The organism is Pseudomonas sp. CFII68 (genome assembly GCF_000416195.1).
Classification (GTDB): domain Bacteria; phylum Pseudomonadota; class Gammaproteobacteria; order Pseudomonadales; family Pseudomonadaceae; genus Aquipseudomonas; species Aquipseudomonas kilonensis.
Map to the genome: position 1 here is coordinate 22,129 of NZ_ATLN01000027.1, position 16,541 is coordinate 38,669.

Sequence of the window (16,541 nt, forward strand, 5' to 3'; positions counted from 1 at the left end):
AAAAAATCAAAACGGTAGTTGGAGATCAGGTGCAACACGTTTGAGTTGGGTGTGGAACACATCCTTGATGCGCTGCAGTTCAGCCTCGTTGTCGGCCTCGAAACGCAGTACCAGCACCGGTGTGGTGTTGGATGCGCGAACCAGGCCCCAGCCGTGGGGATAGTCGACCCGCACACCATCGATGGTGGTCAGTTCGGCGCCTTCGCCCCATTGAGCGTCGTGCAGTGCATCAATGATGCTGAATTTGCTCTCTTCGGTCACATGGATATTGATTTCTGGCGTAGAAATATCGTTCGGGAAGGTTGCGAACAGCTCTTCGGCCGTGGATTTCTCCTTGCTGAGGATTTCCAGCAGGCGCGCGGCGCTGTAGATGCCGTCGTCAAAACCGAACCAGCGTTCCTTGAAGAAGATGTGGCCGCTCATTTCGCCGGCCAGCAGGGCGCCGCTCTGTTTCATTTTCTTCTTGATCAACGAATGACCAGTTTTCCACATCAATGGACGACCGCCATATTCCTTGATCAGCGGCACCAGGCGACGGGTGCATTTGACGTCGAAAATGATCTCGGCATCCGGGTTGCGCGCCACCACGTCCTTGGCAAACAGCATCAGCAGGCGGTCCGGGAACACCACGCTACCGGTATTGGTCACCACGCCCACGCGGTCGCCGTCGCCGTCGAAGGCCAGGCCCAGGTCGGCGTTGGTTTCCTTGACCTTGGCGATCAGGTCTTCGAGGTTTTCCAGCTTGCCCGGGTCCGGGTGGTGGTTAGGGAAGTTGCCGTCCACGTCGCAAAACAGTGGGATGACTTCGCAGTTCAGGGCTTCGATCAGTTGCGGGGCGATCACGCCAGCCGCGCCGTTGCCGCAATCGACCACCACTTTCAGGCGACGGGCGAGTTTCACGTCCTTGACGATCTCGTCGTTGTAGCGAGGAAGGATATCGACCTTGGTCACGCTGCCCTGGCCGCTGCTCAGGTCGTTGGTCTTGAGGCGGGTATGCAGGGCCTGGATCTGCTCGTTGGCGAGGGTGTCGCCGGCGATGACGATCTTGAAGCCGTTGTAGTTCGATGGGTTGTGGCTGCCGGTGAGCATCACCCCGGACTTGCCGGCCAACACGTTGGCGGCGTAGTACAGCGCCGGGGTCGGCACCAGGCCCACGTCGCTGACGTGGCAGCCACTGTCGGCAACGCCTTTGATCAGTTGTTCGACCAGCTCGGGGCCCGACAAGCGGCCATCACGGCCGACGCTCACATTCGGTTCGCCCTGGGCCAGGCTCTGGGAGCCAATGGCGCGGCCGATCCAGTAGGCGGTTTCGGCGGTGAGGGTTTCCGGTACCACGCCACGGATGTCGTAGGCGCGGAAGATGCTGTCAGGGAAGATCGGGGCGATTGCGGCTGGGGTGTTCATGGGCGGGGCGCTCTATCAGGAAAGTGACTGGACAGGCCGACGGTTAGCGTCGGCAGGCTCAAGCTGAAGGGTATGACGGCGTTTTTGACAGAGAGTTCGTGGTGGGAAAGTGCCATGAGACAGCGTTACCCCGGCCTCGCTCGCCTAATACATTGATTCCGGGTGGGAAACCTAGCAGAAAGCCATTGCGCATTTTTTGTCCTGAAACACAAGCTTCACAAACGAGCCGGGCAGGACGCCCGGCCTGTAAACCACCGGTCAATGGCTGCCGGAGTGCCCGAAACCACCCGCGCCGCGCTGGCTTTCGTCGAATTCTTCGACCAGTTCGAAGTGGGCCTGGACCACCGGCACCAGCACCAACTGCGCGATGCGTTCGCCCACGGCAATGTTGAAGGCTGTTTGGCCGCGGTTCCAGCACGACACCATCAGTTCGCCCTGGTAGTCGGAGTCGATCAGGCCCACCAGGTTGCCCAGCACGATGCCGTGCTTGTGGCCCAGGCCCGAGCGCGGCAGGATCAGCGCGGCCAGGCCCGGATCGCCGATGTACACCGACAGGCCGGTAGGAATCAGCAGGGTCTGGCCCGGTTCCAGGATCGTGTCCTGCTTGAGCATCGCCCGCAGGTCGAGGCCGGCGGAGCCCGGTGTGGCGTATTGCGGCAGCGGGAATTCGTTGCCGATGCGTGGGTCGAGGATCTTGGCTTGTAGGGCGTGCATGACATTAAACCTGGTTCAGACGTTCGGCGATAAAAGTGATCAGCTGGCGGGCAATCTTGCTCTTGCTGGTCTGGGCGAAAAGTGTGGCGTGCAACTGGCGGTCGATCACGCTGCAGGCGTTTTCTTCGCTGTTGAAGCCGATGCTCGGGTTGGCCACGTCGTTGGCGACGATCAAGTCGAGGTTCTTGTCCTTGAGCTTGCGGGCGGCGTAATCGAGCAGGTGTTCGGTCTCGGCGGCAAAGCCGACACTGAACGGGCGGTCGGGGCGGGTGGCGATGCTGGCCAGGATGTCCGGGTTGCGCACCATTTGCAGTAGCAGGCCGTCGCCGCTTGTAGGGTCTTTCTTCAATTTTTGCGGGGCAACGACTTCGGGGCGGTAGTCCGCCACTGCCGCCGAGGCGATGAACAGGTCACACGGGATGGCCGCTTCGCAGGCCGCGAGCATGTCCCGGGCGCTGACCACGTCGATGCGCGTGACCCGGTCCGGGGTCGGCAAGTGCACGGGACCGGTGATCAGCGTCACCCGGGCGCCGGCTTCCACGGCAGCTTCGGCCAGGGCGAAGCCCATTTTCCCGGAGCTGTGGTTGGTGATGTAGCGCACCGGGTCGATGTTTTCCTGGGTCGGTCCGGCGGTGATCAGCACGTGCTTGCCGGTCAGGACCTGGCGCTGGAAGCAGTCGGCGGCGCACTGGGCCAGGTCGGTGGCTTCGAGCATGCGGCCCATGCCGACATCGCCGCAGGCCTGGCTGCCAGAGGCCGGGCCGAAGACTTTCAGGGCGCGGCTTTCCAGCAGTTGCAGGTTGGCCTGGGTGGCCGGGTCGCGCCACATGGCCTGGTTCATGGCCGGCGCCACGGCGACCACTGCGTCGGTGGCGAGCACCAGGGTGGTCAGCAGGTCGTCGGCGATGCCTTGGGCCAAGCGGGCGATCAGGTCGGCCGTGGCCGGGGCGATCAGCACCAGGTCGGCCCACTTGGCCAGTTCGATATGACCCATGGCGGCTTCGGCCGCCGGGTCGAGCAAGTCCAGGTGGACCGGGTGCCCGGACAGGGCTTGCATGGTCAGCGGAGTAATGAACTCGCTGCCACCGCGGGTCATGACGACCCGAACTTCCGCGCCCTGGTCGATAAGCCTGCGAACCAGCTCGGCGCTCTTGTAGGCGGCAATACCGCCGCCGACGCCCAGAACGATGCGTTTCCGATACAGCCGCTGCATAGGCCTGCCTTTCGATTTCAGTGGTCAGTGCAGGGCGAACCCCTTGGCAGCAGCCTGCCAGGGTGCAAATCGCCTGCAAAAAAGATGGGCTACGATATCACAGCGACCGCTACGGAACAGCGGCGCCCACAATCAGGGAGATGCCATGAGTATTCGCGATTGGCCCGCCGCCGAGCGGCCGCGGGAGAGGTTATTGGCGCTGGGGGCTGGGAGTCTTTCGGACGCCGAGCTGCTGGCGATTTTTTTACGAACCGGCGTGTCGGGCAAAAGCGCGGTGGATCTGGCGCGACAACTATTGATTCAATTTGGCAGCCTGCGCGCGCTGCTTGAAGCCGATCAGATCACATTCAGTAATCATATGGGGCTCGGGCCGGCGAAGTTTGCCCAGCTGCAAGCGGTTCAGGAAATGAGCCGTCGGCATTTGGCTGAGCGGGCACGGGAAAAAACGTCGCTGGAAAGCCCGTTCGCGGTGCGTGAGTACCTGAAATCGATGCTGCGCCACGAACCCCACGAGGTGTTCGGTTGCCTGTTTCTCAATTCCAAACACCAGGTGCTGACCTTCGAGGCGCTGTTTCGGGGCTCTATCGACAGCGCCAGTGTCCATCCCCGGCAGGTGGTCAAGAGGGCCCTGGCCCACAACGCCGCTGCGCTGATCCTGTGCCACAACCACCCCTCCGGCAACACCGAGCCCAGCCAGGCCGACCGGGTGCTCACTGAGCGGCTTCAGGAGGCGCTGGAGTTGATCGATGTGCGGGTGCTCGACCATTTCATCGTTGGCGATGGGGAGCCGTTGTCGATGGCGGAGAGTGGGTGGATGTAGGCACGATCAGGCTTGAGTAATCCCTTGTGGGAGCAAAGCTTGCTCGCGATGCCGTCGTCACATACAACACTTCTGTTGGCTGTAAAACCGCTATCGCGAGCAAGCTTTGCTCCCACAGACTCCACAGCTCCACAGCTCCACAGCTCCACAGCTCCACAGGCTCCCACAGGAGGGGCGCTGTGGGGCCGGGGTTACTTGAGGTTGACCTTGGAGTAATCCTGGCGCCCAAACGGGCTCACCGCATAACCCTGCACATCCTTGCGGGTGAGCGCGAAGGCGGTCGGGTGCGCCAGGGGCAGCCACAAGGCTTGTTGCTGGATCTGGGCCTGGGCCTGCTCGTAGAGCTTGGCACGCACGCCTTGTTCGCCGGTGGTTTTGCCGGCGCTGATCAGTTTGTCCAGGTCGGGGTTGCAGTAGCGGGCGAAGTTGGTGCCGGACTTGACCGCCGCGCAGGAAAATTGTGGCGTGAGGAAGTTGTCCGGGTCGCCGTTGTCGCCGGCCCACCCCATGAACAGCAGGTCATGTTCGCCGGCCTTGGCGCGCCGGATCAGTTCGCCCCATTCGATCACGCGGATTTCCGCCTGGATGCCGATTTCCGCCAGGTCCGATTGCAGCAACTGCGCGCCAAGGCTCGGGTTGGGATTGAGCAGGCTGCCGGAGGGGCGAGTCCAGATGGTGGTCTTGAAGCCTTCCTTCAAGCCGGCCTTGGCCAGCAGGTCACGGGCCTTGGCCGGGTCATGGGCGTAGCCCGGCAAGTGCTTGGCATAGCTCCAGGTGTTCGGTGGATAAGGGCCGTTGGCGGCTTCGGCGGTGCCTTCGAAGACGGTCTTTAGGTAGCTGGGCTTGTCGAAGGCCAGGTTGATGGCTTGGCGCACCTCAGGCTTGTCCAGCGGCGGATGCTGGCTGTTGATCGCCACGAACGCGGTCATGAAGGCGTCGGTCTGCTCGACCTTCAGCGTGGGTTCTTGCTTGGCGGCTTGTACGTCCAGCGGCTTGGGCGACAGGGCGATCTGGCATTCGTTGCGGCGCAGTTTCTGCAATCGTACGTTGGCGTCCGGCGTGATGGCGAAGACCAGCGGATCCACTTGGGGCTTGCCGCCGAAGTAGGCGTCGTTGGCCTTGTAGCGAATCGAGGCGTCCTTCTGGAACCGGCTGAAAATGAACGGGCCGGTGCCGACCGGTTGGCTGTTGAGTTTTTCCGGCGTGCCGGCCTGCATCAGCTGATCGGCGTATTCGGCCGAATAAATGGAGGCAAAGCCCATGCTCAACGTCGCCAGGAAGGTCGAGTCGGCGTGATCGAGGGTGAAGCGCACGGTCAGCGGGTCCAGTGCGTCGACTTTCTTGATCAGCGCCGGCAATTGCATGGATTGGGCGTGGGGGAAGCCGCTTTGCGCCACCTTGTGCCAGGGGTTCGCCGGGTCGAGCATGCGCTCGAAGCTGAACTTCACGTCCTCGGCGGTCAGGTCGCGGCGCGGTGTGAAGTAGTCGGTGCGGTGGAACTTGACCTGTGGCCGCAGCTTGAACACGTAGGCCAGGCCATCGGTGGAGACTTCCCAGCGCTCGGCCAGGCTGGGGACCACTTTGCCGCTGGCGGTGTCGAAGTCCACCAGGCGGTTCATCAGCACGTCGGCGGAGGCGTTGGTGGTCGTCAGGGAGTTGTACTGGACGACATCGAACCCTTCCGGGCTGGCTTCGGTGCAGACGCTCAGGGCGGCGGCCAAGGCCTGCGGGGTGATCAGCAGAGGGGCGAGCAACAATGGTAGGGCAGCGAGGCGCATGGTCGGTTTCCTGTGCAAGTCGAAGGCCCATCTGCGAGTGCAGTCTGGAAAAGGCCTACCCTAGTGGGCTCGCTGCTAAATGACTATCCCCTTTTTGCATTTTCCGGCACTCTGCGGCGACGTATCGATGGCGCAAAACCCGGCGCAAGTGAAAAAAACCTGTGTGCAGCGACGAGCGGTAAGGGGCTGCGCCAGCCTCTGCCCCCGCCGCTCGGGGCGGTTGGTCGAGGATATCCTACGAAGACAAATCACATCGGCTGTTGTTGCACTGTGGTCTTTCTGGTATAAAGCAGCGCTCTTTTCTAGGGGCCCGGTTCCTTCACTGTAGGTGTAGCCGGTAAGACCCTTAAAGAAACGCGGCGCCTGGCGCCAAATGACTGAGAGATTAAGCGGCCAACCCATGCCGGGTTGGGCATGTGGTTTTAGAGGGCTGAGGCATGTCGAGAGTCTGTCAAGTTACCGGTAAGGGTCCGGTGACTGGGAATAACATTTCCCACGCAAACAACAAAACCCGTCGTCGTTTCCTGCCGAACCTGCAGCATCACCGCTTCTGGGTTGAAGAAGAGAAACGTTTTGTGCGTCTGCGCGTATCTGCCAAGGGCATGCGCATCATCGACAAGCGTGGCATCAGTGTCGTGCTGGCCGAACTTCGTCGCGATGGCAAGGTTTAAGGGAGCTAATCATGCGTGAATTGATTCGTTTGATCTCGAGCGCCGGTACTGGTCACTTCTACACTACCGACAAGAACAAGCGTACTACCCCGGACAAAATCGAGATCAAGAAATATGATCCGGTTGTTCGCAAGCACGTGATCTACAAGGAAGGCAAAATCAAGTAATTGATTTTTCCCTTCTTACGAAAAAGGCCCGTATCGCGAGATACGGGCCTTTTTTGTTGCCTGTCAGGACCTCATCGCGAGCAAGCTCGCTCCCACACTGGACCTTATGACGCCTCAGATCCCTGTGGGAGCGAGCTTGCTCGCGATGAGGCCGGCCCAGGCCGCACAAATCCTCAAGCCTTCTGCTCGAACACCACATAAATCTTGCGGCACGGCTCCAGCACTTCCCAAGTACCCTTGAACCCCGCTGGAATCACGAAACGGTCGCCGGCTCGCAACGTCTTGGCATTGCCATCGTCGTCCCGCAGCACGGAAACGCCCTGGACGATCTCGCAATACTCATGCTCGGTGTAATTGACCGTCCACTGGCCGACGGCGCCTTCCCATACGCCCGCGTTCATTTGCCCACAGGGGCTGCTGTAGTGGTTGAACACGGTTTGCTCGGGATCGCCCTTGAACACCTTGGCCGGGTCCGGGCGATAACGTTCGGCGGTGGTATTGGCCTGGCTGAAATCGACGATGTCCTGAATGCTCATGCGGGTGATCCCCAGTGATCGCTTGGAAGGCCTCGAGTCTATGTTTATTAAAACGAACATCGCAAGGCCGTTTGCCAGCGTTGTGTCAAATATATTGAAACATGACCAGCCGCTGGTTTAGGGTGGCGGGTGCCCTATGCCGAAAAGAGCGCCGAAAGCAGGCTGGCCGGGCAGAATTCTTTTGAAGCGCTGCGCACCGCGCGGCGTTCGTACTCAATAAGAGGAGGACACACGCATGACCACCCTGACTCGTGCCGATTGGGAACAACGCGCCCGCGACCTGAAGATCGAAGGCCGCGCCTTCATCAATGGCGAGTACACCGATGCGGTGTCCGGCGAAACCTTCGATTGCCTCAGCCCGGTTGATGGCCGTCTGTTGGGCAAGATCGCCAGCTGTGACGTCGCCGACGCCCAGCGTGCGGTCGAAAACGCCCGTGCCACGTTCCATTCCGGCGTCTGGTCGCGCCTGGCACCGAGCAAGCGCAAAGCCACCATGATTCGTTTCGCCGGCCTGCTCAAGCAGCATGCCGAAGAGCTGGCCCTGCTCGAAACCCTGGACATGGGCAAGCCAATCAGTGATTCCCTGAACATCGACGTTCCCGGCGCGGCCCAAGCCTTGAGCTGGAGCGGCGAAGCCATCGACAAGCTCTACGACGAAGTGGCGGCCACGCCGCACGACCAGTTGGGTCTGGTAACCCGTGAGCCGGTGGGGGTCGTGGGCGCTATCGTGCCTTGGAACTTCCCGTTGATGATGGCCTGCTGGAAGCTAGGCCCGGCGCTGTCCACCGGTAACTCGGTGGTGCTAAAACCGTCGGAAAAATCCCCGTTGACCGCTATCCGCATCGCCGCACTGGCGATCGAGGCCGGCATTCCGAAAGGCGTGCTGAACGTGCTGCCAGGCTACGGCCACACCGTCGGCAAGGCTTTGGCCCTGCATATGGACGTCGATACGCTGGTGTTCACCGGCTCTACCAAGATCGCCAAGCAACTGATGATTTACTCCGGCGAATCGAACATGAAGCGCATCTGGCTGGAGGCCGGCGGCAAGAGCCCGAACATCGTGTTCGCCGATGCCCCGGACCTGCAAGCTGCCGCCGAATCCGCCGCCAGCGCCATCGCCTTCAACCAGGGCGAAGTCTGCACCGCCGGCTCGCGGCTGTTGGTGGAGCGTTCCATCAAGGACACCTTCCTGCCACTGGTGATCGAAGCCCTCAAGGGTTGGAAGCCTGGCAACCCCCTGGACCCGGCCACCAATGTCGGCGCCCTGGTCGATACCCAGCAGATGAACACCGTGCTGTCCTACATCGAGGCCGGGCACAGCGACGGCGCCAAACTGGTGGCCGGCGGCAAGCGCATCCTTGAGGAAACGGGCGGTACATACGTCGAGCCGACGATTTTCGATGGCGTGAGCAACGCGATGAAAATCGCTCAGGAAGAGATTTTCGGCCCGGTGTTGTCGGTCATTGCCTTCGACACTGCCGAGCAGGCCATCGAGATTGCCAACGACACACCGTACGGCCTGGCCGCTGCGGTATGGACCAAGGACATCTCCAAGGCCCACCTGACCGCCAAGGCCTTGCGTGCCGGCAGCGTCTGGGTCAACCAGTACGACGGCGGCGACATGACCGCGCCGTTCGGTGGCTTCAAGCAGTCGGGCAACGGTCGCGACAAGTCGCTGCATGCGTTCGACAAATACACCGAGCTGAAGTCGACCTGGATCAAGCTCTGAGGATGATGGCCCCGGATCCTGTCCGGGGCTTCAAACAGCGCTGATCCCCCCTGTGGGAGCGAGCTTGCTCGCGATAGCGGTATGACAGTCGACGACTTTGTTGAATGTTGCGCCGCTATCGCGAGCAAGCTCGCTCCCACAGTGTTTTGGGGGATGGCTGAGATTGATAACCCTCCACAGGAGCGTGGAAATGCGTTGGGCGACCTATTTCGCCGTGTTGGCGTCTGTCCTGAGCGTCGGCCTGGCCTTGGGCGTGAGCATGCCGTTGGTGTCGCTGCGCCTGGAGGGCTGGGGCTATGGCTCGTTCGCCATTGGTGTGATGGCCGCCATGCCGGCCGTGGGGGTGTTGCTCGGGGCCAAGGTGTCGAGCCGGTTGGCGGCGCGGTTTGGCACGGCGGCGTTGATGCGCCTGTGCCTGTGGGGCGGCGCGCTGTCCATCGGCTTGCTGGCGCTGCTGCCGAGCTATTCGGTCTGGTTGCTGCTGCGCCTGGTGATTGGCGTGGTCCTGACCCTGGTGTTCATTCTGGGTGAAAGCTGGATCAATCAACTGGTCATTGAGAAATGGCGTGGGCGACTGGTGGCGCTGTACGGCAGCAGCTATGCCCTGAGCCAGTTGTCCGGTCCGCTGCTGCTGGGCGCACTGGGGACCGATCATGACTACGGGTTCTGGGTGGGCGTCGGCCTGCTGTTGGTCGCACCCTTGCTGTTGCTGGGCCGTAGCGGTGCGCCGAGCAGCGAGGCCGGCAGCGTTACGTTTGGCGATTTGTGGACGTTTTGCCGAGGCTTGCCGGCGATTGCCTGGGCGGTCTCGTTGTTCGCCGCGTTCGAGGCCATGATCCTCACGTTGCTGCCGGTGTATTGCCTGCGCCAGGGCTTCACCGCCGACATCGCGCTGGCGATGGTCAGCACCGTGGTGGTCGGTGATGCCCTGTTGCAGTTGCCCATCGGTGCCCTGGCCGATCGCGTGTCTCGCCGGGCCCTGTTGACGGGCTGTGCGGTGGCGCTGACGTTATCGAGCCTGGCGGTTCCGCTGTTGATCGATACCCTGTTGATCTGGCCGCTGTGGGTGCTGTTCGGCGCCAGTGCCGGCGGTTTGTTCACCTTGTCGCTGATCCTGATCGGCGAGCGTTACCGCGACGATGCGCTGGTGCGGGCCAACGCCCATGTCGCGCAACTGTGGGGCCTTGGTTGCCTGGTCGGCCCGCTGGCGGCGGGAGCGGGCAGCCAGTGGATCAGCGGGCATGCGCTGCCTTTGTTCATGGCGGCAGGGGCGTTTGGCCTGGTGATCCTGCTGTTGCGCCAAGGGGCGTTCGGGGCAACAGAACCCGCTTGAAAACCCCGAAACCCCTGTGGCGAGGGAGCTTGCTCCCGCTCGGTTGCGCAGCAACCGCAAAAGCCGGGACCGCTTCGCAGTCCAGCGGGAGCAAGCTCCCTCGCCACAAAAGCGGTCTGCCTCCACAAGCGGGTTGTCATGAACGCGGTCGCCCCCTAAAGCATCCGCTCCAGCCCGATCGTCGTGCTGAACCAAGCATTGAACCGGCGCCACCAGCTGCCCGGTTCGCGGTCCAGGTCGTGCGTCTGGCCGTTGTCTTCGGTGGTCCATACTAGCGTTCCATCCTCCAGCCTGGCCTGATAGCTCAGGGCTGGCGCCATGCCCTGCAAGGCCAGATCGCGCACTTGGCCGGCGAGTTCAGGGCTGTCCACCAGCACGCCGACTTCGGTGTTCCACAGCACCGAGCGCGGGTCGAAATTGAACGAGCCGATGAACGATTTCTGCTGGTCGAAGATGATCGCCTTGCTGTGCAGGCTGGAGTCCGATTCGCCGTAGGATTTACTGTAGAACAGGTGAGGGCTGCTGCCGGTGTCGCCCGGTTGGCGTCGCAGCTCGAACAGACGTACGCCGTGTTGCAGCAGAGCCTTGCGGTACGGCGCATAGCCGCCATGCACGGCGGGCACGTCGGTGGCTTCCAGGGAGTTGGTCAGCAGGCTCACCGACACGCCGGCATCGGCGCGACTGGTCAGGTACACCAAACCTGGCTGACCGGGGACGAAGTAGGCGGAAATCATGATCAGTTCTTTGCTGACCCCCGTCAGTTCCGGCGCCAGTTGGGTCGTCAGCAATAGCTGCGGATCCGGCTCGTCCTTGGCCAGCACTTTGCTGGGCGCGTCCCACAGCGCCTTGTTCCACGCCCAGATCAACTGGTCGCGCCAAGTGTCCAGGCGCGGTTGGGTCTTGTAGGCGGTCAACTGCTGGTAGAGCGCTTGATTCTCCTGTTGGGTCTGCTCCAGGGACTCTTGCAGGCGCAGGCGACTATTGGCCAGGTCCTCGGACGTGGGGCGATGGGACAGGAACTGTTCGATGGGTTTGCTCAGGGCGCTGTTCCAGTATTGGTCGAAGCTGTGCCCCAATTGTTCGGCCACCGGGCCGACACCGAGCAGGTCGATGTCGGTGAAGTTCAGGTTGGGTTCGGCGTCGAAATACTCGTCGCCCAGGTTGCGGCCGCCGACGATGGCCATGCTGTTGTCCGCCAGCCACAACTTGTTGTGCATGCGGCGGTGTTGCTGTGACAGGTTGAGCAGGCGCCCGAGGCTGCGGGTCACGCCGGTGGCGCGTCCCAGGTGCAGCGGGTTGAACAGGCGAATCTGGATCTGCGGATGAGCGGCGAGGGTCGCGATGATCTGATCGAGGCCATCGCTGGTGGTGTCGTCCAGCAGGATGCGCACGCGCACGCCCCGGTCGGCGGCCTTGAGCAATTCATCCACCAGCATCCGCGTGCTGATGCCGTCGTGGACGATGTAGTACTGCAAATCCAGGCTGCCTTGGGCGTGACGAATCAACTCGGCCCGGGCGATGAACGCGTCGGTGCTGTCCGACAGCAGCCGAAAGCCCGAGCGCCCTTCATGGGTGGCAGCCTGGGCCTGGACCGAGCGGCCGAACGAAGATTCGGCGGCCGGTAAGGCCTGGGAGGGCTCGCGGGTGACATCAAGACTGGCGCAGCCGCTCAGCAGCGAGGCGACTAGCAGCAAAGCAGTCAGGATCGGTCTGGATCTCACGTAGGATCGTTCCGCTTGTTCACGTTGATCGGCTGTTGGGTGCTGCTTCCCTGGGTAAAGTTCAGACGACGTCGCGCTGGGTTTCGTTCAACAACGCGATAGCGGCGGTTCCTACCTTGCGTACAGCCTCTTCGATCTGGGCCGTTGGCTTGGCAGCGTAGTTCATCCGCAGGCAGTTGCGGTACTTGCCCGATGCCGAAAAAATGCTGCCGACGGCGACCTGCACGCCTTGGTCGAGCAGGACCCGATTGAGCTTCAGCGTGTCGAAACCGTCGGGCAATTCGACCCACAGCATGAAGCTGCCCCGCGGGCGACTGGCCCGGGTACCCGGTGGAAAATAACGGCTGACCCAATCGATCATCATGTCGCGATTGCGCTGGTATTGCGTACGCATCCGGCGCAAATGGGGTTCGAAATGCCCACCCTTGAGAAATTCGGCAATGGCGATCTGCGGTTGTGGCGCGGTGGAGCCGGTGCTGATGTATTTCATGTGCAGCGCTCGCTCCAGATACCGGCCCGGCGCGACCCAGCCAATGCGCAGGCCTGGCGCCAGGGTCTTGGAAAAAGAACTGCAGAGCAGGACGCGGCCGTCTTCATCGAAGGACTTGATGGTGCGCGGGCGAGGGTAGGTGTAGGCCAACTCGCCATACACATCATCTTCGATGATCGCCACGTCGAAGCGTTGTGCCAGGGTCAGCAGCGCGCGTTTATTAGCGTCGGGCATGATGTAGCCCAGCGGGTTATTGCAGCTGGGGGTCAACTGTATGGCCTTGATCGGCCATTGCTCCAGCGCCAGTTCCAGGGCATCCAGGCTGATGCCGGTGAGCGGGTCGGTGGGGATCTCCAAAGCCTTCATGCCCAGGCCCTTGAGGGTTTGCATGGCCCCGTGAAAACTGGGTGAGTCCACCGCGACGATATCGCCTTGTTCGCAGGTGGCGCGGATGCTGACCGACAGGGCCTCATGGCAACCAGTGGTGACGATCAAATCGTTGGGCCCCAGCTGGCAGCCGGAGTCCAGCGACAGCCGGGCGATCTGTTCACGTAGCGCGAGGTTGCCGTAGATGTTGTCGTAATACAGGCCGGGCATGTCTTGTCGACGGCTGATCTGCGCCAGGCTGCGCACCAGCGGTTTCATGGTCGGCGAATTGATATCCGGCATGCCGCGTCCCAGTTGCACCACGTCCGGGCGCGGCACGGCGCGGATCAGCTCCAGCACCTGGTCCCACTGGGAAATATCCACTGGGCGCTGGGCCGGACGGCCTACCACCGGCAGGTCCGGCAGTTCGCGGCCCACGGGGACGAAATAGCCGGACTTGGGTCTCGGCATCGCCAGCCCACTGTCTTCCAGCACGCGATAGGCCTGCTGCACCGTACTCAAGCTGACCCCATGTTCCGTGCTCAATGCCCGCACTGACGGCAGCCGGTCGCCGGGGCGGTAGAAGCCCTGTTCGATGCGGGTACCGAGCAATTCGGCGAGGTTCACGTAGAGGGTCATGGTGCGCTCCCGATGAGATGGCCCACTGCAACCGATACAGTTGGGGTGGAAAATGACAATTCAGTGCTGGAAATACCGAATCTGTATGCTTATAAAAAAAATGAGTTGAATCTGTATTGCTTTTGACCGTCCGCGCATCATGAAACCTCTGGCTACCCAAGTAAACAGGAGCGATCAAAATGAACGGCTTGAGCGATGTGCGGCTGACGTTACACAGTCAGGAACTGGCGGCAGGGCAGGAGAGGGGGCTGCGTAGTGCGATGTTGCGCAAGCCGCCATCCGGCCTGAGCCGTTGGGCCCTGTTCTGGCATCGTCTGCATACACGCCAAGCCTTGCTGGAACTTACACCCGAACAGTTGCGTGACATCGGGCTGAGTCGGGAGCAGGCGCGGGAGGAGGGCTTGAAGCCGTTCTGGCGGCTTTGACGCGGTGTGGGTCCTGAGATTGCTATCGCGGGCAAGCCTTGCTCCCACAGATTTGCTTGCTCCCACAGATTTGAAATTGATCTGTGGGAGCAAGGCTTGCCCGCGATAGCGTCATCCGTAGTGCTGAAGTTCTTTAGACCAACTCTTTCAACCGATGCCACAACATCCCCAGCGCCAACAGCGGTGAGCGCAGGTGCTTGCCGCCAGGGAAGGTCATGTGCGGGACCTGGGCGAACAGATCGAAGCCGCTGCTGTGCTGCCCGCTGATCGCTTCGGCCAACAATTTGCCGGCCAGGTGCGTGGCATTCACTCCATGGCCGGAATAGGCCTGGGCGTAATACACATTAGGTTGGTCCTTGAGCCGGCCGATCTGCGGCAAACGGTTGGCGCCGATACCAATCATCCCACCCCATTGATAATCGATTTTCACATCCGCCAATTGCGGGAAGACCTTGAGCATCTTCGGTCGCATGTACGCGCCGATGTCCTGTGGGTCGCGGCCGGAATAGTGACAGGCCCCACCAAACAGCAAGCGTCGATCCGCTGAAAGCCGGTAGTAATCCAGCGCCACGCGTTGATCGCAGACCGCCATGTTCTGCGGCAACAGCGCCTGTGCCTGGGCCTGGCTCAAGGGTTCGGTGGCGATGATGTAGCTGCCAGCGGGCAGCACTTTGCCGCCCAGTTGCGGATTGAGTCCATTGAGGTAAGCGTTGCAACCGAGCACCAGCGTCTTGGCGCGGACTGAGCCCTGCCGGGTGTGCACCCTCACTTCAGGACCGTAGTCGATACGTGTGACCGCCGATTGCTCGAACAGCCTGACACCCAGTTGCTGTGTGGCGGCGGCTTCGCCCAGGGCCAGGTTCAGCGGATGCAGATGCCCCGAACCCATGTCGATCAACCCACCGACGTAACGATCCGAACCCACGACGCTGTGCATTTCGTTGGCTTGCAGCAGTCGGGTCGGGTGGCGATAACCCAGGCTGCGCAGTTCTTCGGCGTCTTCGGCGAAGCCTTCCAGGTCGCTGGGCTTGTTGGCGAGGTCGCAGTAACCCCAGGTGAGGTCGCACGGGATCTGGAAACGCTCGACGCGCTGTCGAACGATTTCCACGGCCTCAAGGCCCATGAGCTTCATCTGGCGTACGCCGTCGGCACCGATGATCGGCGCAAACTGATCGAGGCCATGGCCGACGCCACGAATCAATTGGCCGCCGTTGCGCCCGCTGGCGCCCCAGCCGATCCGGTGCGCTTCCAGCAGCACCACGCTCATGCCGCGCTCGGCCAGTTCGATCGCCGTGTTCAACCCGGAGAACCCGCCGCCGACCACGCAGACATCCGCCAGCAATTCACCCTGCAGCAGCGGATGGTCCGGTTGCGGCAGGCTGCTGGCGGCGTAATAAGAGGCGGCGTGCGCGTGGCTCGGGACAGGTTGCTGAACACGGGCGTTCATGTGCGTAATCCTGATTTTTGTGTTTGAGAAATTTTACGGAGCATAAGCTGGCGATTCCTTACTGGGCAACACCGGTCGGCTGGCGCTGTCTGGTGCGAGGCTTTTAAGGCAGAATCCTGGACCGTCTCCTTCGGTAACCGCCTCGATGAGCTGCAACAGTCAAAAAATCCGCACGCTACGCCAGCAGATTCCCTCGTTCGAGTGCGTACCGGGCTGCCATGACTGCTGTGGTCCGGTGACCACCTCGCCGGAGGAAATGGCCCGCTTGCCCCGCAAGACCCGCGCTGAACAGGACGCGGCCATGGACGCACTCGACTGCGTGCACCTGGGGCCCAACGGTTGCACCGTCTACGACGAGCGCCCGCTGATCTGCCGGCTGTTCGGCACCACCGCGACCTTGCCTTGTCCCAATGGCCGGCGACCGGTGGAACTGATTCATCCGCGGGTCGAGAAGCAGATTCATGAATACATGGCCAGCACTCGCCAGGTGTTGGTCTAGCAGGCAGGGATACCGAGTCGCGGCCTTCGCGAGCTTGCTCGCGAAAGCGTCCGTCCAGACAACCATTGCCTTGAGCCAGGCTCAATCCGGAATCGGCAGGTTCAAGCTCTCCTTCACCTCTTCCATCACGATGTAGCTCTTGGATTCGCGCACATGGGGCAGTTTGAGCAGGATGTCCCCCAGCAGCTTGCGGTACGAAGCCATCTCGGAAATCCGTGCTTTCACCAGATAGTCGAAGTCTCCTGACACCAGGTGACATTCCAGCACGTGAGGCAGTTTCAGCACGGCGCGTCGGAACTCTTCGAACGTGTCGCCGGATTTGTAGTCGAGGCTGATCTCGACAAACACCAGCAGGCTACCCTTCAAGTGCTGCGGATTGAGCCGGGCGTTGTAGCCCATGATGATGCCTTCGCGCTCCAGGCGCCGTACCCGCTCGGTGCAGGGCGTGGTGGAGAGGCCGACCTTTTCCCCCAGCTCGGTGAAGGAGATGCGCCCGTCCGCCTGGAGAATGCGCAGGATATTGCGGTCGATCTTGTCCAGCTCACGTTTGGTCTGGGTGTTGGTACGCACAGGTGATGCGCCTCCGTGA

15 protein-coding genes and 1 pseudogene are annotated in these 16,541 nt (G+C 61.8%); 7 read left to right on the forward strand and 9 right to left on the reverse strand.

The annotated features are described in order from the left end of the window. Positions 1-6 precede the first annotated feature (6 nt). From CFII68_RS21860 to coaBC, 3 genes and pseudogenes are all read right to left on the reverse strand, one after another. A pseudogene (locus tag CFII68_RS21860) lies at positions 7-1,410 on the reverse strand (phosphomannomutase/phosphoglucomutase); the annotation flags it as partial. A 252-nt stretch (positions 1,411-1,662) separates the two neighbouring features. After that, the gene (dut, locus tag CFII68_RS21855; protein WP_003206867.1) at positions 1,663-2,118 is read right to left on the reverse strand and encodes a dUTP diphosphatase; all 456 of its coding nucleotides are present in this window, start codon (positions 2,116-2,118) and stop codon (positions 1,663-1,665) included. A gap of 4 nt (positions 2,119-2,122) precedes the next feature. Continuing rightward, positions 2,123-3,331 (reverse strand): bifunctional phosphopantothenoylcysteine decarboxylase/phosphopantothenate--cysteine ligase CoaBC, encoded by a 1,209-nt coding sequence (coaBC, locus tag CFII68_RS21850; RefSeq protein WP_018602509.1) that lies wholly within the window; start codon positions 3,329-3,331, stop codon positions 2,123-2,125. Positions 3,332-3,476: 145 nt separating this feature from the next. Between coaBC and radC the strand changes: the two genes are divergently transcribed. Continuing rightward, entirely contained in the window at positions 3,477-4,151 is a 675-nt protein-coding gene (gene radC / locus CFII68_RS21845; protein WP_018602512.1) for a DNA repair protein RadC, read from the forward strand. Between the two features lie 191 nt (positions 4,152-4,342). On the opposite strand, the gene CFII68_RS21840 is transcribed toward radC, so the two are convergent. Next, positions 4,343-5,929 carry an ABC transporter substrate-binding protein gene (locus CFII68_RS21840; protein ID WP_018602514.1) on the reverse strand — a complete coding sequence of 529 codons (1,587 nt, stop codon included), beginning with the start codon at positions 5,927-5,929 and terminating at the stop codon, positions 4,343-4,345. Positions 5,930-6,366: 437 nt separating this feature from the next. On the opposite strand from CFII68_RS21840, the gene rpmB reads away from it, so the two are divergent. Beyond that, positions 6,367-6,600: a 50S ribosomal protein L28 gene (gene rpmB, locus CFII68_RS21835; RefSeq protein ID WP_003177273.1), complete on the forward strand. Its 234-nt coding sequence runs from the start codon at positions 6,367-6,369 to the stop codon at positions 6,598-6,600. Positions 6,601-6,611: 11 nt separating this feature from the next. Continuing rightward, positions 6,612-6,767 (forward strand): 50S ribosomal protein L33, encoded by a 156-nt coding sequence (gene rpmG, locus CFII68_RS21830; RefSeq protein ID WP_003177274.1) that lies wholly within the window; start codon positions 6,612-6,614, stop codon positions 6,765-6,767. A gap of 173 nt (positions 6,768-6,940) precedes the next feature. Here rpmG and CFII68_RS21825 read toward each other — a convergent pair whose 3' ends face one another. After that, a complete protein-coding gene (locus tag CFII68_RS21825) occupies positions 6,941-7,303 on the reverse strand; it encodes a cupin domain-containing protein (protein ID WP_003206861.1) in 363 nt (120 codons plus the stop codon). A 235-nt stretch (positions 7,304-7,538) separates the two neighbouring features. Between CFII68_RS21825 and CFII68_RS21820 the strand changes: the two genes are divergently transcribed. Further along, positions 7,539-9,032, forward strand: coding sequence for an aldehyde dehydrogenase (locus CFII68_RS21820; RefSeq protein WP_018602554.1), 1,494 nt, complete (start codon positions 7,539-7,541; stop codon positions 9,030-9,032). A 190-nt stretch (positions 9,033-9,222) separates the two neighbouring features. Then, on the forward strand, positions 9,223-10,365 hold the full coding sequence (locus CFII68_RS21815; protein ID WP_018602556.1) for an MFS transporter: 1,143 nt from the start codon (positions 9,223-9,225) through the stop codon (positions 10,363-10,365). Between the two features lie 155 nt (positions 10,366-10,520). Here the strand turns inward: CFII68_RS21815 and CFII68_RS21810 are convergent, their stop codons facing one another. Both CFII68_RS21810 and CFII68_RS21805 read right to left on the reverse strand, forming a co-directional pair. Continuing rightward, complete coding sequence (locus CFII68_RS21810; protein ID WP_033062445.1) at positions 10,521-12,086, reverse strand: phospholipase D family protein; 1,566 nt, start codon at positions 12,084-12,086, stop codon at positions 10,521-10,523. A gap of 61 nt (positions 12,087-12,147) precedes the next feature. Further along, positions 12,148-13,581, reverse strand: a complete 1,434-nt coding sequence (locus CFII68_RS21805) for a PLP-dependent aminotransferase family protein (protein ID WP_018602560.1) — start codon at positions 13,579-13,581, stop codon at positions 12,148-12,150. Between the two features lie 179 nt (positions 13,582-13,760). Between CFII68_RS21805 and CFII68_RS21800 the strand changes: the two genes are divergently transcribed. Beyond that, a complete protein-coding gene (locus CFII68_RS21800) occupies positions 13,761-14,006 on the forward strand; it encodes a DUF1127 domain-containing protein (RefSeq protein ID WP_018602562.1) in 246 nt (81 codons plus the stop codon). A 133-nt stretch (positions 14,007-14,139) separates the two neighbouring features. On the opposite strand, the gene CFII68_RS21795 is transcribed toward CFII68_RS21800, so the two are convergent. Further along, positions 14,140-15,453: an FAD-binding oxidoreductase gene (locus CFII68_RS21795; protein WP_018602564.1), complete on the reverse strand. Its 1,314-nt coding sequence runs from the start codon at positions 15,451-15,453 to the stop codon at positions 14,140-14,142. 145 nt (positions 15,454-15,598) lie between these two features. Between CFII68_RS21795 and CFII68_RS21790 the strand changes: the two genes are divergently transcribed. Further along, the gene (locus tag CFII68_RS21790) at positions 15,599-15,952 is read left to right on the forward strand and encodes a YkgJ family cysteine cluster protein (protein WP_018602566.1); all 354 of its coding nucleotides are present in this window, start codon (positions 15,599-15,601) and stop codon (positions 15,950-15,952) included. A gap of 81 nt (positions 15,953-16,033) precedes the next feature. On the opposite strand, the gene CFII68_RS21785 is transcribed toward CFII68_RS21790, so the two are convergent. After that, positions 16,034-16,522 (reverse strand): Lrp/AsnC ligand binding domain-containing protein, encoded by a 489-nt coding sequence (locus CFII68_RS21785; RefSeq protein ID WP_003206849.1) that lies wholly within the window; start codon positions 16,520-16,522, stop codon positions 16,034-16,036. Between the last annotated feature and the right edge of the window lie 19 nt (positions 16,523-16,541).

Bases quoted from the DNA above. Each gene is read 5' to 3' on its own strand.
- dut (WP_003206867.1), bottom strand. From the start codon at position 2,118: ATGCACGCCCTACAAGCCAAGATCCTCGACCCACGCATCGGCAACGAA.
- coaBC (WP_018602509.1), bottom strand. From the start codon at position 3,331: ATGCAGCGGCTGTATCGGAAACGCATCGTTCTGGGCGTCGGCGGCGGT.
- radC (WP_018602512.1), top strand. From the start codon at position 3,477: ATGAGTATTCGCGATTGGCCCGCCGCCGAGCGGCCGCGGGAGAGGTTA.
- CFII68_RS21840 (WP_018602514.1), bottom strand. From the start codon at position 5,929: ATGCGCCTCGCTGCCCTACCATTGTTGCTCGCCCCTCTGCTGATCACC.
- rpmB (WP_003177273.1), top strand. From the start codon at position 6,367: ATGTCGAGAGTCTGTCAAGTTACCGGTAAGGGTCCGGTGACTGGGAAT.
- rpmG (WP_003177274.1), top strand. From the start codon at position 6,612: ATGCGTGAATTGATTCGTTTGATCTCGAGCGCCGGTACTGGTCACTTC.
- CFII68_RS21825 (WP_003206861.1), bottom strand. From the start codon at position 7,303: ATGAGCATTCAGGACATCGTCGATTTCAGCCAGGCCAATACCACCGCC.
- CFII68_RS21820 (WP_018602554.1), top strand. From the start codon at position 7,539: ATGACCACCCTGACTCGTGCCGATTGGGAACAACGCGCCCGCGACCTG.
- CFII68_RS21815 (WP_018602556.1), top strand. From the start codon at position 9,223: ATGCGTTGGGCGACCTATTTCGCCGTGTTGGCGTCTGTCCTGAGCGTC.
- CFII68_RS21805 (WP_018602560.1), bottom strand. From the start codon at position 13,581: ATGACCCTCTACGTGAACCTCGCCGAATTGCTCGGTACCCGCATCGAA.
- CFII68_RS21800 (WP_018602562.1), top strand. From the start codon at position 13,761: ATGAACGGCTTGAGCGATGTGCGGCTGACGTTACACAGTCAGGAACTG.
- CFII68_RS21795 (WP_018602564.1), bottom strand. From the start codon at position 15,453: ATGAACGCCCGTGTTCAGCAACCTGTCCCGAGCCACGCGCACGCCGCC.
- CFII68_RS21790 (WP_018602566.1), top strand. From the start codon at position 15,599: ATGAGCTGCAACAGTCAAAAAATCCGCACGCTACGCCAGCAGATTCCC.